The 16,596-nt window shown below is 41.7% G+C and carries 12 protein-coding genes and 1 riboswitch; of the genes, 8 read left to right on the forward strand and 4 right to left on the reverse strand.

Annotated elements, in window-relative coordinates:
• Window positions 1-82: 82 nt before the first annotated feature.
• The 3 genes from HXT59_RS04255 to HXT59_RS04265 all read left to right on the forward strand — a co-directional run bounded on the left by HXT59_RS04255 (window position 83) and on the right by HXT59_RS04265 (window position 3,619).
• Window positions 83-1,456, forward strand: a complete 1,374-nt coding sequence (locus HXT59_RS04255) for a DUF6350 family protein (protein ID WP_421784167.1) — start codon at window positions 83-85, stop codon at window positions 1,454-1,456.
• Window positions 1,457-1,489: 33 nt separating this feature from the next.
• A complete protein-coding gene (gene purH / locus HXT59_RS04260; protein ID WP_415690037.1) occupies window positions 1,490-3,160 on the forward strand; it encodes a bifunctional phosphoribosylaminoimidazolecarboxamide formyltransferase/IMP cyclohydrolase in 1,671 nt (556 codons plus the stop codon).
• A gap of 141 nt (window positions 3,161-3,301) precedes the next feature.
• Window positions 3,302-3,619, forward strand: a complete 318-nt coding sequence (locus HXT59_RS04265) for a hypothetical protein (RefSeq protein WP_012914210.1) — start codon at window positions 3,302-3,304, stop codon at window positions 3,617-3,619.
• Window positions 3,620-3,627: 8 nt separating this feature from the next.
• Here HXT59_RS04265 and HXT59_RS04270 read toward each other — a convergent pair whose 3' ends face one another.
• Window positions 3,628-4,599 (reverse strand): MIP/aquaporin family protein, encoded by a 972-nt coding sequence (locus HXT59_RS04270; protein WP_421784169.1) that lies wholly within the window; start codon window positions 4,597-4,599, stop codon window positions 3,628-3,630.
• 246 nt (window positions 4,600-4,845) lie between these two features.
• Between HXT59_RS04270 and HXT59_RS04275 the strand changes: the two genes are divergently transcribed.
• The 4 genes from HXT59_RS04275 to HXT59_RS04290 all read left to right on the forward strand — a co-directional run bounded on the left by HXT59_RS04275 (window position 4,846) and on the right by HXT59_RS04290 (window position 11,875).
• Entirely contained in the window at window positions 4,846-5,619 is a 774-nt protein-coding gene (locus HXT59_RS04275) for a pseudouridine synthase (RefSeq protein WP_004106562.1), read from the forward strand.
• A complete protein-coding gene (gene der, locus HXT59_RS04280; protein WP_116431662.1) occupies window positions 5,616-7,820 on the forward strand; it encodes a bifunctional cytidylate kinase/GTPase Der in 2,205 nt (734 codons plus the stop codon). The genes HXT59_RS04275 and der overlap by 4 nt, the downstream gene beginning before the upstream one ends.
• Window positions 7,821-7,870: 50 nt before the next feature.
• A complete protein-coding gene (locus HXT59_RS04285) occupies window positions 7,871-10,399 on the forward strand; it encodes a DEAD/DEAH box helicase (RefSeq protein WP_004108857.1) in 2,529 nt (842 codons plus the stop codon).
• A gap of 87 nt (window positions 10,400-10,486) precedes the next feature.
• Entirely contained in the window at window positions 10,487-11,875 is a 1,389-nt protein-coding gene (locus HXT59_RS04290; RefSeq protein ID WP_004108860.1) for a replication-associated recombination protein A, read from the forward strand.
• A gap of 13 nt (window positions 11,876-11,888) precedes the next feature.
• Here the strand turns inward: HXT59_RS04290 and HXT59_RS04295 are convergent, their stop codons facing one another.
• The 3 genes from HXT59_RS04295 to HXT59_RS04305 form a co-directional block, all read right to left on the reverse strand.
• On the reverse strand, window positions 11,889-12,194 hold the full coding sequence (locus tag HXT59_RS04295) for a YhbY family RNA-binding protein (RefSeq protein ID WP_004108863.1): 306 nt from the start codon (window positions 12,192-12,194) through the stop codon (window positions 11,889-11,891).
• A 190-nt stretch (window positions 12,195-12,384) separates the two neighbouring features.
• Window positions 12,385-14,709 (reverse strand): energy-coupling factor transporter ATPase, encoded by a 2,325-nt coding sequence (locus HXT59_RS04300; protein WP_004108869.1) that lies wholly within the window; start codon window positions 14,707-14,709, stop codon window positions 12,385-12,387.
• 47 nt (window positions 14,710-14,756) lie between these two features.
• Complete coding sequence (locus HXT59_RS04305) at window positions 14,757-15,326, reverse strand: ECF transporter S component (RefSeq protein ID WP_004108872.1); 570 nt, start codon at window positions 15,324-15,326, stop codon at window positions 14,757-14,759.
• Window positions 15,327-15,332: 6 nt separating this feature from the next.
• A riboswitch (FMN riboswitch) is annotated at window positions 15,333-15,479 on the reverse strand.
• A gap of 72 nt (window positions 15,480-15,551) precedes the next feature.
• Here HXT59_RS04305 and HXT59_RS04310 point away from each other — a divergent pair.
• Complete coding sequence (locus tag HXT59_RS04310) at window positions 15,552-16,586, forward strand: glycosyltransferase (protein ID WP_004108875.1); 1,035 nt, start codon at window positions 15,552-15,554, stop codon at window positions 16,584-16,586.
• Window positions 16,587-16,596 lie beyond the last annotated feature (10 nt).

Consider the following 16,596-nt stretch of genomic DNA (forward strand, 5'->3'; position numbering starts at 1 on the left):
TTATTATCGCTTATTATTAAAGTAATATCCTATTTAAAACAATATATTGGTTTTGCACCTAAAAGAATTGAAAGGAAAAGGCATGGTTGAAAAGCTTAAGTCATCCTTAATAAACATGTCTAAAGGTGTAATAACTCCTGTTATTGTTATTCTTATTTTTTCTCTTACGATAGGTCTTTTCTTATCTCTCACACTTCTTGTGGTTTCTATCGAAGAAGGAACAGGTAATCTTTCTGAATCTGCAATGTCTATGACTTGGGCTGTGTTTATGTTTGCTCAAGGCGTGGGTCTTACTTTTGGAAATTGCGTTCTTACGATTATTCCTTTAGGCCTTACTTTTCTACTTATTTCAACGCTTGTATGCTTAATTCGTCGTATTAAAGGTGGGAATATAGCATATTTTACTGGGCTTGTAGTCTGGGCTGCTATTAATGCGATACTTTCTCAAAATACGCATGTTACTTTACTTGATTCTACTTTTATTGTTGCTTGTAAATCTTCTTGTGTTTATTTAATTTCGTTACTTATAGCGGTTTTTCCAAGCAGCTCACTGTTTGTATCTGCTAAGCAGCGTTATAAGCAAATATGTCCTGAGTATATTCAAAAAAATATTCGTATTACTAAGCGAACTGCGGTAATTTTGTTTGGTTTATATGCTTTTGTTGCACTAATAACTGTTGTGGTTTGGGCTTGTACAAATTTTGGTTATGTTAATTCATATTTCAATAAACTAGGCATGCAAAATGGTTCGCGTATTCTTACAACTATTGCTTGCTTAGTTTGGTTGCCTAATGTTGCTATTTGGGCATTATCTTGGATTTGTGGATCTGGATTTAATATTGGATCTGTTGCACAATTTACTTTAACAGTTTCTCAACGTAAATCTTTGCCGCCTATTCCGGTTTTTGGAATATTTCCTGATGCTGTTATTGACGTTGTGCATCGCACTGTTTTTTACTCTATAGTTCCAACTTTATGCTTTATTGTAATGCTTGTAACTTTATTGCATAAAAGCGGCTGTGGCTTGCGCCTAAAAAATATTATTGATAAAACTGAGCGGGAGTCTTTTATGTTGAACGCTATAGAAGCTGCAACTGATAGTGTTGGCGTATCCGCTTTAATTACAATTATGTGGACTGTTGTTTTTTCAATAGCAAATGGTTCATTAGGGGAATGTCGACTTTCTTATATTGGAGTTGACATTATTGAAAGTACTAGAGCTGTTGGTCATCTTACTCTATACGCTTCTGCTGTAGCATTGGTTATTTCAATTTTTAGTATTCTACTTATTTGTGGTGCGAGATATTGCTTAAATCTTATTGCTGCTAGTAAGTCGAATAAACCTGTAAAATTTGCAGAATTAATCGAAAATAAGGCTAGTAATAAAAATAATCAACCTTTGCCTTTGAAAAAAGCCGCTCCTAGGACGGTTTCATCGAAGGCTAAAAGAAAATAATTCCTCACTACTATTTTGGGAAGGAAGGCCGCCGTGCAACAGACACAGAGCAAAGAATCAAACGCAAATGTGCTGATAACCACAGGTGAAAAGCAAATTCGTAGAGTTCTTGTTTCAGTTTTTCATAAAGAAGGACTTGAAATATTAGCTGAAGCATTTAGAAAGGCTGATACTGAAGTAGTTTCAACCGGCTCTACTGCTGCTAAATTGGCGGAACTTGGCGTTCATGTTACTGAAGTTTCTGACATTACTGGTTTCCCAGAAAGTCTTGATGGAAGAGTGAAGACTTTAGATCCGCATATTCACGCTGGAATTCTTGCAGATATGAGTAATGCTGATCATGTAAAGCAACTTGAAAAGCTAAACATAAAGCCGTTTGATGCTGTAGTAGTTAATTTGTATCCGTTCGTAGACACTGTAATGAGCGGTGCTGATAGTGACGCAATTATTGAGAAAATTGATATTGGTGGACCTTCTATGATTCGTGCTGCAGCAAAGAATCATAAGTCTGTTGCCGTTATTACAGATCCTGCAGATTACCAGCTTTTAGCTAATAGAATCGTTTCAGGTGAAGGCTTTAATTTGCAAGAGCGCGAATATTTGGCTGGTAAAGCATTTGCTCATACAGCAGCTTACGATGCTTCTATATCTGAGTGGACAAGTAAAGCATGGCAGAAGCCTGAAAGTTTGAACACAAATGATGAAGAAGATAGTAAAAATGCTGAATCTGTGAAGCTTCCTGCAAACTACACGCGCACTTGGAGCTTAGAGCATACGCTTCGATATGGCGAGAACCCTCATCAGCAAGCAGGATTGTATTTAGATCCTCTGCATAAGGGCGGTTTAGCTCAAGCTGAGCTTCTTGGCGGAAAACCTATGAGCTACAACAATTATGTGGATGCGGATGCTGCTTGGCGTGCGGTTTGGGATTTTGCTCCACAAATTGCAGTTGCTGTTTGCAAGCATAATAATCCATGCGGTTTAGCTATTGGAGCTAATGCAGCTGAAGCTCACAAGAAAGCTCACGCTTGCGATCCTGTAAGTGCTTACGGTGGTGTGATTGCTTCAAATACTACAGTCACTTTAGAAATGGCAGAAAGTGTGCGTCCAATTTTCACAGAGGTTATTGTGGCTCCAGACTATGAGCCTGAAGCTTTGGAATTGCTTCGCACTAAAAAAAAGAACCTCCGCATTTTGAAGGTTGCAACTCCGCCAGTTTTAGGTTTGCAAGTTCATCCTATTGACGGCGGTGCTTTAGTTCAGTCTGCAGATAAGATTGATGCAGTTGGTGATAATCCTGAAAACTGGACGCTTGTTTCTGGAGATCCTGCTGATGCTGGTACTTTGCGCGATTTGCAATTTGCCTGGCGTTCGCTTCGTTGTGTAAAGTCTAACGCAATCCTACTTGCGCATGATAATGCTACTGTTGGCATTGGTATGGGGCAGGTTAATCGCGTGGATTCGTGCCATTTGGCTGTTGAACGTGCGAATACTTTGGCTGATGGTGCTGAACGTGCTCGTGGAGCTGTTGCGGCTTCGGATGCTTTCTTCCCATTCGCTGACGGTCCGCAAATTTTGATTGAAGCTGGCGTTCGCGCAATCGTGCAGCCTGGTGGCTCTATTCGCGACGAAGAAGTGTTCGAAGCTGCGCGCAAAGCTGGTGTAACGATGTACACTACCGGTACTCGTCACTTCTTCCACTAAAATTGCTTTAGCTAAGATTCATAGACAAATAAATTAATCAATATTATGGATGCAGCGTTTGTGTACTTCAAGCGCTGCATCTTTGTGTTGGTACCTAAAACAACTCATGTTTTCTTATCGCGGAGCAGGTATGATACAAGTATGACAGATAGTGAGCATCAGACTAGAAGCACTAAAACGGAACATCCGTACGTGTCGGAAAAACGTGAGGGTAAACCTTATGCTGAATGGATTGTAGCAATTATTATTGGACTTTGCGCATTATTGGCATTTATAGGATATGTAAAAGCCGCCACAGTTGTTATTTCTGTGACGGCTGTACTTCTAGGAGTTATGCGCTTAATTATGCGTCAGCGTAGCCCTTGGAAAGTTCGCTCAGTTGGCTTTGATTCTTTCATCAGTATTACGCTCGGCATAGGTTTGCTTATAACATACGCTTCAATTATATTTTTGCTATAATTTTATTCTTAAAGATTGTTCGCAACGTTATTGTCAGATACGTTTTGAACGTATTCATAGCCCATATCTGGTGCTACAGGAGCATCTGCTTTTGTGTCTGCAAAGTTTTGTATTGGTGCAGGATTTGTTTCATTTGATACAGCAGGTTTTTGTGCTGAGTTTGAAAGAAGCTTTGTTAATAGCAAAACTAGGCTAACAAGCGCTGCAGCAAAAATTGGAGCAATCCAGAATACCCACAATTGACTTAGTGGTTTAACTTCCAAATCATGAGAGTTTGCGAATAATGCAATGCCGGTAGAACGAGCAGGATTCAAACCAGCTCCTGTAATTTGATATGTAATGAAAGCACCAGCTGCGTATGCAATACCGATGTGTGTTGCATAACCGCATTTAGTATTACCTTCATGGTCTGTGCTGCGCAATGCAGTGGCAACAATCAAAATAACAGCAATAACTTCAACTAATAACGCAGATACTATTCCGAAAGACAAGTTTATTTCTTTTAGTTGACGTGCAGAAAGAGATGCCTTTTCGAATCCGTTTACTATTGAAACAAACCAATACTTTTTGTCAAAACCTGAGCCTTGGCCAACTTGTGATGGATTAATGCTTGAATTCTGCTGAGGAATAATAAGAATAAACAATCCTGCAGCTGCAATAGCACCAAGAACTTGGGCAACAATGTAGCATAATCCTGCAGTGTATGAAGTGCGTCCAGTAAGCATCGAAGCAACTGTTACTGCAGGGTTAAGGTGGCCTCCAGAAACTTTAGATGCAATATATGTCGCTGCAGCATAAGCGATACCAGTGCCGGCGGCAATCATTAAAACGTTGATTCCGTACATTACAGTAGTAAGAGAATAAAAAGTGTAAACAACGAACATCGCTAAAGCTGTAGCAATAAATTCAGTACCAATACGAACAATAAGTGGCGCAGCAGTTTTAGTTGTGCTGCACGGTGTATCTGTAGTTTTAATCATAACTTTCCTTAATTTTAGTTGTGCCGCTTTGTTAATGATTGCAACACAATGAAACCTAGGCTATATTATCACGGCTATGCCATACGGTAACATAGAAAGACGTGGTGTTTTTTGATTTATTGAAAATTTAATAAATTGCCACATGCATTAGTAAGTTAATGAGTAATGAATTGCTTATACTGCGTATTCTTGAGTAAATTCTGGCGCAAGTATGTATGTAATTCTTTAGGTCACGTTGGGAGAACGATGCCAAACGCATATTCCCGCGCCAATCAGGCGCATTCAGATGACAACAACGCCATTCGACTGCAGAAGCTGCTTGCTGAAGCGGGATTTGGTTCAAGACGCAAGTGTGAAGAGATTATTCTTGACGGGCGTGTTGAAGTAGACGACGAATTGGTTACAACACTTGGTACTCGAGTAGATCCAAAACGTCAAAAAGTGCGCGTTGATGGATCTCGCGTAAAGTTCAACACAAAGCTAGTAACGCTCGCATTGCATAAGCCTAAGCGAGTTCTTAGCGCAATGGACGATCCAAAAGGTCGCTTTACTTTAAGAGATATTGTTGGAGACAAGTACGAGCGAATTTTCCACATGGGACGCTTGGATTACGATTCTGAAGGTCTTATTTTAATGACCAACGATGGCGAGCTAAGCCAGCACGTAATGCACCCAAAGTATGAGGTTGAGAAAACTTATATTGCAACTGTTGAAGGCAAAATCAACGGTATGGTTTGCCGCCGCTTGGTTTCGCAAGGCGTGAATCTTGAAGATGGTTGGATTAAGCTCGACCGCTGCGCAATAATCGACCAGAATCACGACACAACCATGGTAAAAGTTGTGTTGCATTCTGGCAAAAATCGTATTGTTCGCAGGATTTTTGGAGCCGTAGGATACCCTGTAAAGCGTCTTGTTCGTACGCAAATTGGCCCTATTAAATTGGGTGACTTAAAAGCTGGATCGTATCGCGTGCTTTCTCAAACAGAAGTGCGTTCGCTTTCTAAGGAGGTTGGCCTGTGATTTGTGTAGCAATTGATGGACCAGCAGGAGTAGGTAAGTCTTCTACTTCTCGTGCTTTAGCACAATACTACGGTTTTGCGTATTTAGATACGGGTGCAATGTATAGAGCTGCTGCTTGGTGGTGCTTGAAACAAGGTATTGACTTAAGCACGAAGCTTGAATTGGATGAAGAAGGAAATCCTGTAAATCCAGCGGATACTGAACGTTTTAATCAAATCATTGAAGCTGTTGGAGCCTTATTTACTGAAAGTGACGCTGACTTTAGTGTTGATCCTAAGAATCCTGTAGTGACTGTCGAAGGTGAGGATATTAGCGAAGAATTGCGTTCCAGCGAAGTTTCTTCGCATGTGTCTACTGTATCTTCGATTCCTGTAGTTCGCCGTATGCTTATTGCTGCTCAGCGAGCGTATATTGCTTCAGAGTCAGATGAAGATTCTTTCTCAGGCGGAGAGGGAATAGTTGCAGAAGGACGCGATATTACTACTGTTGTTGCTCCTAATGCTCAAGTTCGAGTGCTTCTTACTGCACGCGAAGAAGTGCGTCAAGCTCGCAGAAACAAGCAGAATATTGCGCAAGAAAATTTGCAAAATAATGAATCTAAAAATAATGAATCTGAAGAAGACGATATTCGCGCTCGTGACGCTAAAGATGCTAAAGTTACGCATTTTCTTCAAGCAGCAGACGGTGTTACAACGCTAGATAATTCTGATTTGACTTTTGAGCAGACTCTCGATGCTCTTGTTGAAATGGTTGACGCTGCTATCGAGCAAGATGAGTACGACCGCTATGCTGCTAATCTTGAAGGCTACGATCTTGACGATGAAGACCGTGCGCTTCTTCGAGGCGGCGAAGTAAGTCAAGACGATGCAAAAGACTCTAAAGCTGTTGGAGTAATCGCCATTATAGGTCGACCAAACGTTGGAAAATCAACGCTTGTAAATCGTATTTTGGGTCATCGTGTAGCTGTTGTAGAAGATACTCCAGGTGTTACGAGAGATCGCGTAAGCTACGACGCTGAGTGGGCTGGAACCAACTTCAAGCTGGTTGACACTGGCGGCTGGGAAGCAGATGTTGAAGGCATCGATTCTTCTATTGCTCAACAAGCGCAAGTAGCAGTGCGTTTAAGCGATGCTGTGATTTTCCTAGTAGATGGTCAAGTTGGTTTAACAGCTACAGACGAGCGTATTGTTTCAATGCTTCGCGCTGCAGGTAAGCCTATTACTCTGGCAGTTAACAAGGTTGACGATGCTAGAAGCGAGTATTTGACTGCAGAGTTTTGGAAGCTCGGAATGGGTGAGCCTTACGGAATTTCTGCAATGCACGGCAGAGGCGTTGGAGATTTGCTTGATGCAGCTCTCAATTCTTTGAAGAAAGCGAATAAAACTTCAGGATTCTTAACTCCAGAAGGACTTCGCAGAGTTGCTTTAGTAGGTCGTCCAAACGTTGGTAAGTCTTCGCTTTTGAATCATTTAGCTCATGAAGAGCGATCTGTTGTAAACGATTTGGCTGGAACTACTCGTGACCCTGTTGATGAGGTTGTGCGAGTTGACGGCGAGGATTGGCTGTTTATTGACACTGCTGGTATTAAGCGCAGGCAGCACAAGCTTACGGGTGCTGAATACTATTCTTCACTTCGTACGCAAGCTGCGATTGAACGCTCGGAACTTGCTTTGATTCTTTTCGATTCTTCCCAGCCTATTGCAGAGCAGGATTTGAAAGTTATGAGCCAGGCTGTAGACGCGGGTCGCGCAATCGTACTTGTGTTTAACAAGTGGGACTTGATGGACGAATTTTCCAGACAACGTATGGAACGCTTGTGGAAAACTGAGTTTGAGCGCGTAACTTGGGCTGAGCGCGTAAATCTTTCCGCAAAAACAGGATGGCATACGAATCGTCTTGCGCGCGCTATGCGAACAGCTTTAGACAGCTGGGATAAGCGTATTCCTACAGGCAAGCTCAACGCTTTCTTAGGTCGTATTCAGTCTGCTCATCCGCATCCTTTGCGAGGTGGAAAGCAAGCGCGAATCTTATTTGCTACGCAAGCTTCTACGCGTCCTCCGCGTTTCGTAATATTCACAACCGGCTTCTTAGAGCACGGATACCGTCGCTTTATTGAGCGATCACTTCGAGAAGAATTTGGATTCGAGGGAACTCCTATTCAAATCTCCGTAAAAGTACGAGATAAGAAGAAGCGCAAATAAAGCGCGATTAAGTCACAAGTAAGTTGGTGTTAAGTAAAGTAGGAGCGTATATGGCTGGTTTGAGCGAGTTAGCTTTCGATTTGCATCATGCTAGCGAAGATGAGATTTTTCAAGCATTTGTTGATTGGGTTAAAGATAACAAACATGTAGATTTGTGGCCGCATCAAGAAGAATCCATCATGGATTTGCTTGCAGGAGACCACGTTATTTTAAACACTCCAACAGGTTCTGGAAAATCTCTAGTAGCACTCGGCATGCATTTCACAGCACTCGCCACCGGCAGACGCTCCTACTATACTGCGCCAATTAAAGCTCTCGTATCCGAAAAATTCTTCGATTTAGTAGCTATTTTTGGGCGTGACAACGTTGGTATGATTACAGGCGACTCGCATATTAATGCGGATGCTCCAATAATCTGCTGCACGGCGGAAATCTTAGCAAATCAAGCTTTACGTGAAGGCGTAAATGCTGAAGTTGATTGCGTTGCAATGGACGAATTCCACTACTATGGTGATCCAGAGCGTGGATGGGCTTGGCAAGTTCCGCTGCTTACACTTCCAAATACGCAATTCTTACTTATGAGTGCAACTCTTGGAGACGTAACGGATATTGCGGAACGCTTAGAAAAATCAACAAAAAGAAACGTAGATATTATTGCAGACGCTCCAAGACCAATCCCGCTCGAATACGAGTACACAGATAAGCCGCTTGCAACAACTGTAGAACTCTTATTTAACAAGGGTTTAACGCCAATTTACGTAGTTCATTTTTCGCAAGATGCAGCTCTTGAAACAGCGCAAGCGCTCGCAAGTACGGGAGTTTCAAGCAAAGAGCAGCGAGACAAAATTGCTCAAGCCATTAAAGGTACTAAATTTACTACAGGTTTCGGCAAAATTTTGCAAAGAATACTTAGAACCGGCGTTGGAGTGCATCATGCTGGCATGCTTCCGCGCTACCGCAGACTTGTCGAACAGCTGGCTCAGCAAGGACTGCTACCAGTTATTTGCGGCACAGACACTCTCGGCGTTGGCATTAATGTGCCAATTCACTCTGTTGTGCTTACAGCGCTAACAAAGTTTGATGGGAATCGTAGTCGCAAGCTTCGCGCTCGCGAGTTTCATCAAATTGCAGGTCGTGCAGGCAGAATGGGGTTTGATACAGAGGGCTTAGTAGTTGCAGAGGCTCCAGAGTTCGAGATTGAAAACGCGCGCGCTGTTGCAAAAGCTGGCAATGACCCTAAAAAGCTTAAAAAAGTTAAGCGTAAGAAGGCTCCAGAAGGATTTGTAGTTTGGGGCGAGCCAACGTTTACTAAGCTTATTGAAAGTGCTCCAGAAACTTTGAATCCGCATATGGTTGTAACGCATTCAATGATTTTGAACGAAGTTACGCAAGGCGGAGACGCTAGAGCACGCGTTGAAAAACTTATTGAAGATAGTGCACAAAAGCCGCAAGATAAAGAGAAATTGCTTGAGCGTTGCAACGATATTTTCCAAACTCTGCTCGATACTCAAGTGATTGAATGCAGAGAGTTTTCGGATGGTTCTTGCGATTATGATCTTGATGTTGCTATGCCAGAGGGTTTTGCTCTAGATCAGCCGCTTTCTCCGTTCTTGCTCGCAGCTTTGGAACTTCTTGACCCAGAATCTCAAAGCTACGCGCTTGACGTAATTTCTATGGTTGAAGCAACTTTGGATGACCCTAAGCCTGTGCTTCGTGCTCAAGAGCGCAAAGCTCGCGACGCTGCAATGGCTGGCATGAAAGATGATGGCGTTGACTACGAGGAGCGCATGGAACGCTTGGCGGAAGTCAGTTACCCTAAGCCTCTTGGAGATTTGCTTGAGCCTGCTTTTGCACAATATCGCAAGGATGTTCCTTGGGCAAACGACTACTGGATTAAGCCTAAATCTGTGCTTCGAGACATGGTTGAAACTGCTTCCGATTTTACTGGATATATTTCGCGCTATGGCATTGCTAGAAGTGAGGGAACGCTTCTTCGCTATCTTTCGGACGCTTACCGTTCGCTTGCTCGCACTGTGCCAGAAGATATGTTTAACGAAGAATTGCGTGACATTATTTCGTGGCTTCGTCTTGTTGTGCGCTCTATTGATTCAAGTCTTGTTGACGAGTGGGAGAGCGCAGGAGGGTCTGACGCTGAAGCTAGTGCAGTAACTACGGCTGCACCTTCAACTGCTGAGTCTGTTGTTGAGGATCGTCGTGGACTTATTGTGTTGATTAGAAACGCAATGTTCCGCCGCGTGCAGCTTATGGATTTGGAAGATGCGGATACTTTAGGAGAGCTTGACAAAGCTTGGGGTTACGGCGTTCATGAGTGGAATGATGTGCTTGACGACTATTATGATGAGCACGAGTATGTTGGTATAGATGCTAAAGCTCGTAGTGGCGACTTGTTTATTTTGGATGATTCTCTAGAAAAAAGTGAGCATTCTTGGAAAGTTCGGCAAATTATTGACGATTCAGACGGGGATCATAATTGGGCTATTACTGGCGTTGTCGATTTAGATACAACGCAAGATGAAGGTGAAGTTGTGTTCTTCGATTACCAAGTTTCGCACGTGTGATTTTTAAAAATGTGCTAACAGAATGCGAAATGCAAGACGCAAAATGCAATCGAACGTTTGTTCTATATGTAGTGTAAGCTGGTATTTATGGAGCAGGATTTATTTGCAGCAAGTAGCGTGCCGAGTGATGTAACTCGTCCGCTGGCAGTGCGTATGCGCCCGAGCAGTATTGAAGACGTGCTAGGGCAGTCGCATGCTCTAAAAGAAGGTTCGCCTTTGCGTAGGCTTGCAAATCCGCAATCTAAAGGTTCTCTTACTGCTCCAAGTTCTGTTGTGTTGTTTGGTCCTCCGGGAGTCGGTAAGACTACGCTCGCTTATATTGTTGCTCGTCAGTCTGGTCGAGTGTTTGAAGAGCTTTCTGCTGTAACGTCCGGAGTTAAAGACGTTCGTGCGGTACTTGATCGAGCGCATGAGCGTTTAGTGAGTAATGGTCAAGAAACAGTTTTATTTATTGACGAAGTTCACCGTTTTTCTAAATCTCAGCAGGATGCTTTGCTTCCAAGCGTTGAAAATCGCGACGTAACTTTTATTGGTGCTACTACCGAAAACCCAAGCTTTTCAATCATTAAGCCGTTACTTAGCAGATCAGTAGTTGTTAAACTTGCGTCGCTTAGCGTTGAAGATTTGCATACGCTTATTGAACGTGCGCTAACTAGCGAAAACGGTCTTAATAATCAGCTTAAAATCAACGATGACGCTATTGATTCTATTATTCGTTTAAGTGGGGGAGATGCTCGTAAAACTCTCACCATTTTAGAGGCGGCTGCAGGGGCAGTAACAGGAGATGTTGCGTTACAGCACGGCAAAAAGAAGCCTGTAATTACTGCTGATATTGTTTCTAACGTAATGGATACTACTACAGTTCGTTACGACAAAGATGGCGACGATCATTACGATGTGATTTCTGCTTTTATTAAATCGATGCGTGGAAGTGATGTTGACGCTTCTTTGCATTACTTAGCGCGAATGCTTAGAGCTGGGGAAGACCCGCGTTTTATTGCCAGGCGAATTATGATTGCTGCTGCAGAAGAAGTTGGTATGGCAGCTCCGCAAATTTTGCAAGTAACTGTTGCTGCAGCTCAAGCTGTTGCTTTAATCGGCATGCCGGAAGCGCGCATTATTCTTTCTGAAGCTGTGATTGCTGTAGCAACTGCTCCTAAATCAAACGCAAGCTATAACGCTATTAATAAGGCTTTGCAAGACGTTGATGCTGGAAATATTGGTCAAGTGCCTCTTCATTTACGCAACGCCCCGACTGCTTTGATGAAAAGTTGGGGAAACCATGACGGGTACAAGTATGCTCACGATTATCCGGGTGCTGTGGCATCGCAACAGTATATGCCAGATGAGCTAGTTGGTCGCGAATACTATCAGCCGTCGAATCGTGGCTACGAGCATGAGCTTACTCAACGCTTATCTCAAATCCGTGCCATTCTTCACAATTCTGAAAATAAAAATAATAAAACTAATTCGTAAATGTTTTATTCATTTATTCACGCACAAGCATAATGTGTTCAACGCTGTCTAATGGGGATACGCGGAACAAAACAAAACGATTGCCGATTACTTGCACGACTTCGGCACCGAGCTTTTGAGCAAGTGCATCAGCAGCTTCTTTGGCGCTTAATCCGGAACCATCTTGCACAGCACACTTCATGAGCTCGTGGTACTGCATGGTTTCGTCTGCTTGCTTCACAGCTGCATCAGTAATATCGTTCTTGCCAACGTATAAAAGTGGGCTAAGCGTATTAGCGAGCGCGCGAAGCTGCTTAATCTGCTTCTTTGTCAATGCCATAAGGAGTCCTTTCAAATGCAAGTTTTATAACGCAAATATTACATAAATTACATAGTGCTTAACGGATTATACAGTATATTGCGAATTGTTGCATGTGATAATACAAATTTATTTATTGCGCATTTATTCCGTAGTTATTCCGTATTTATTGCGCTTGCTGCAAAAGGTGAAATATTTTCAAAATTTTTTATTACAAAGGTAGCATTTTGCACACAATAATCGCGCTTACAACACAAAGAGTAACTACTAATAGCAGTACATCTTTTATACGCATTTTCCATGAGTGCAAGTGAGTTCTTTCAGCTCCAGGCGCGTAGCAGCGTGCATCTAATGCGAGCGCAAGAATGTCAGCATGGCGAATTACTCCTGCAAAACCTGGCACAATTAAAGCTGTTATGGCGTGTACTCGTTGTTTAAAAGAACCATCTCGAATGCTACTTCCTCGAGCGATTTGCGCTAGTGCCACAGAGTGCGCTTCTGCACTAAGTGTTGGTAAGAACCGTAGCGCTAGGCTCATAATAAGTGCTATTTCTTGCGTTGGTATTCCAATATGTCGAAGTGGTGATAGTAATCGTGTGCAAGATTCGTTAAGTGTTGTCTGACTCATTGTTAATACTAGAACTGCTCCAATGATAATAACAAGCGAGAATCGTGTTGCAAAAAGTATTGCATAGTTAATTCCATTGGTTGTAATAGGAATAGTTGCAATATTTGCTAGCACTGTGCCGGTTCGCACTGCGAGAATGTTAAGTAGTCCGGAGAAAACAAATATTGCAATAATCATGTGCAGCGAAGCAATAAGTTTAACGAATGGTATTTTTGCAGCAACAGTTAGAGTAAATGTTACAAAAGCAAGAATAGCTAACTGTATGTAGTTAGTAATACTAAAAGCACTTAGCATAAGAATAAAGCATGATAGAAGCGTCGCGCGTGGGTCAAAAGATTTAAGTAGTGAAGTTGTTTTTGCTTTTGTGGAACTTTCTTTGTTTTTGGTATTTTCAATATTTTTTGCTGTGCTGCATTCTTTATTGCTTGCTTTATTCCTTGTTTTTAATGTTACTAGTCTTGCGCCTAAATTTTCTGCTTCTTGAAGATTATGCGTAATAAGTATTATGGTTACGCCTTGATTATGTAGCATTCCAAGAATTTTTCGGATACGTAACGCAGCTTCAAAATCTAATCCAGCTGTTGGCTCATCCAGTACGAGTACGCGTGGCTTGCAAGCTAAAACGCCAGCTATTGCAACAAGACGCTGCTGACCTCCAGAAAGCGCAAAAGGTGATTTTTCGGCCAAATTCTCAAGGTTCAGTAAGCGTAGTGTTTCATCCACACGTTCTTTAAGAGCACTGTCTTTTAGCCCAAAATTTTTTGGCCCATAAGCGACATCGTTCCGTACTGTATCAGCAAAAAGCTGTTGTTCTGGCAGTTGCATAACGTAGCCAATTGTTTGATGTAGTTTTTGTCGTATTATTCTAGATGTTTTACCTTTAACAGATATGCCATGTACTGTTATATTTCCTGAATTGGCTTCTAACAATCCACACATTGTTTTAGCAAGAGTTGATTTACCGCAGCCGTTTTCGCCCATTATTGCAACTGTTTCGCCGCTTTTAACAGTTAGTGAATAATCGTCAATAACAGCTGGAGAAGTTTTATCATATTGAACAGTTAGTCCGGAAATTTCTACAGCGATATCTGACTTATTTTCTTTGAATCTGCTATCTGTTAAGTTCTTGTTCTCGCTAATTTTAGTTACATGATTATTTGCTGATTCAATATTAGAAAAGTAAGTTTTTAAACCATTAAAGCTTATTTCTTTCAGGTTACCATTTTCTAGTAAAAGTATGCGATTTGCGCGTTTGCATTCCTCAAAATTATGTGTAATTTGAACGATAGTAGTGCCATTTTTGTGCAAATTATCAAATAAAGCATCAACGTCTTTACGTGCGAACGAGTCGAGCATAGAAGTAGGTTCGTCAAGAACAAGCAGTTTAGAATTCATAGCAATAGCACTTGCTAAAGCTACTCGTTGCTGCTGTCCGCCGCTCATAGTGCTAGGGTCAGCATAACGTTTATCTTCCATATGAACAGTTTTTAAAGCTTCACTGATACGCTTATACATTGCTTTTTGAGGGAATTGCAAATTTTCTAGTCCAAAAGCAACATCTTCTTCAGTAATTGTGGTAATAATCTGGTCTTCAGGACTTTGGAAAAGTGCACCAATATATTTTCGTGCATTTTTATATGATTCAGCACAAGCAGTAGTATTTTCAAAAACTTTTTCGCCGCACAATGTAACATAACCGCTATCTGGAGCTGTTAAACCTGCAATAATTTTTGCTAAGGTTGATTTACCAGAACCGTTTAATCCCACAATTGCCACGCGTTCGCCAGGATTAATTGTAAGACTTAAATTATTAAGCGTCCAAGTTTTTCCATCATCGTAGCTAAAGCAAATATTTCGCAACACTACTTGCGAATTGTTTTCAATCATGTGCTTCTTAGCTTCGTTCATGCTATTACTTGTGCTGATATTATGCATAACTATTCCGTTTGGGATAATTATTTATTTTCGTGTAGCAGGTTAGAAATTGGTTTGTAAATAAGCATAGTTACTACTACGTGCAAAGCAAGTTTAATAATATTAAATGGCAGTAATGCTGGAAGAATAAGAGCCGCAACCTGCGAAACAGTTATGTGAGCGTAAAGAGGAGTAATAACAAGATTTCCACCTATTGCAAGAGCAATAGCAACAATCGAGCCTGCCAAAAGTGCAATGATTGCGCCTTTTTTGGTATGCATTTTTTTGTATACGATTGCTGCTGTAACGCTAGCTCCTAAAGATACTAGCACTGCCATAACTGTGCCGAGTGGATTGGTAAATAAGTGTGGTGCAAAGCCGAGTATGCTTACGATTGCTGCAGCTGCAGGACCATACGCGAATCCTGCTACGAGACACACGATTCCAGAAGGATCGTATTTAAGATAGCTGAGGTCTGGAATAAGCGGGAATTCTATGAAACTTACCGCCATTGAAAGCGCCACGAATAGAGCGTATTTTGCTATTTTTTCACTAGACCAGTTAGAATTCTTTGCATAAGTTTGGTGATTATTTGTATTAGAAATGCCCATGATGGGTCTCCGTTTCTTTCATCCGGACTGTAACCGTTGGCTTCGGAATTTAACCGAATCAGCAGCTTGTAAGCTGCTCGCGGGCTTCAAAAACGCATGAAACACGTATTTTGTTACCGCCAGTAAGGATTTTCACCTTCCCTGAAACTAACTATTCTTTTGTATCTCATGCTAAGAACATTGTTGTGATAATTGTGTGGCGAGGGTAGGTGCGAGAATACAAGTATGAGCAATACGAGTGCATCAAAAAAAATTAGTACTAATAACGCAACTAGCATTGATAAATTAGCTATTGTTGTTGTCACTTATAAGCGTCAAGAGCTTTTGGAGAATTTATTCCATTCGTTTGAATGTTTAAAAGAATGCCCTTGGCGTATTGTCGTTGTTGACAATGAGTGCAGTGACAAAACCGGCGAAATGGTTGCTCGTCTTGAAGCTTCTTTAACTAATCGTTGGGGTAAAGCTCAAAAAGATTGTGAAGGCAATGAACTTCATGTTGTGTATGCTCCGCAAGATGAAAATCTTGGTGGTGCTGGCGGTTTTAGTGCTGGTGTTAAAAAAGCTTATGAACTTGGAGCTAAGTGGTTCTGGGTTATGGATGACGATGTTGAAACAGTGCCTGAATCTATTGAGCGTCTTGCTCCTTGGACTAAGCGTCACGCTGTTGTTCAAGGAAGTCGTTTAGATTACGACGGCGGTAATTTCTACTGGCAGTATGATTTTTTGGTTCCGCTTGGTATTCCAAATCCTATTGCTCCTGCTGCTTTCGGCAGAGCTGGATACAAAGTTATGAATACGATGTGTTTTGAGGGCGGCTTGATTCGTCGAGATATAGTTGAAAAAATCGGCTTCCCGGATTCGCGCTACTTTATTTACTGGGATGATACTACTTACGGGTATCTTGCGAGTAAGGTTACGAACCCTATTGTTGTTCCGGATATTATTCTTCGTCGCACTCGTGATATTCCTAATTGGGATATTGCAGGAGTGCGTCAGCTAAATTCAACATCGGACATGAATCGTTATCATATTATGCGAAATAGAGGCTTTATGGCTCGCTACTTTATGGTTTATGGTGATTTTCGTCCGTTTATGTTTGCGCTTGGAACTGCTTTAACAGCTGCTAAAGAGATTATTCGTTTGATTGCTGTCGATCGTGAGCATATTATTTCGGGTATTGGTAAATTGTTTACCGGTTGGATTGATTCTCGAAAAATTTTGCACGATCAAGACTGGAAACCTATGCCTTCGTTGAAGTAGAAGTTAGTAA

The sequence above is a fragment of the Gardnerella sp. KA01001 genome, assembly GCF_049244025.1.
Classification (GTDB): domain Bacteria; phylum Actinomycetota; class Actinomycetes; order Actinomycetales; family Bifidobacteriaceae; genus Bifidobacterium; species Bifidobacterium swidsinskii.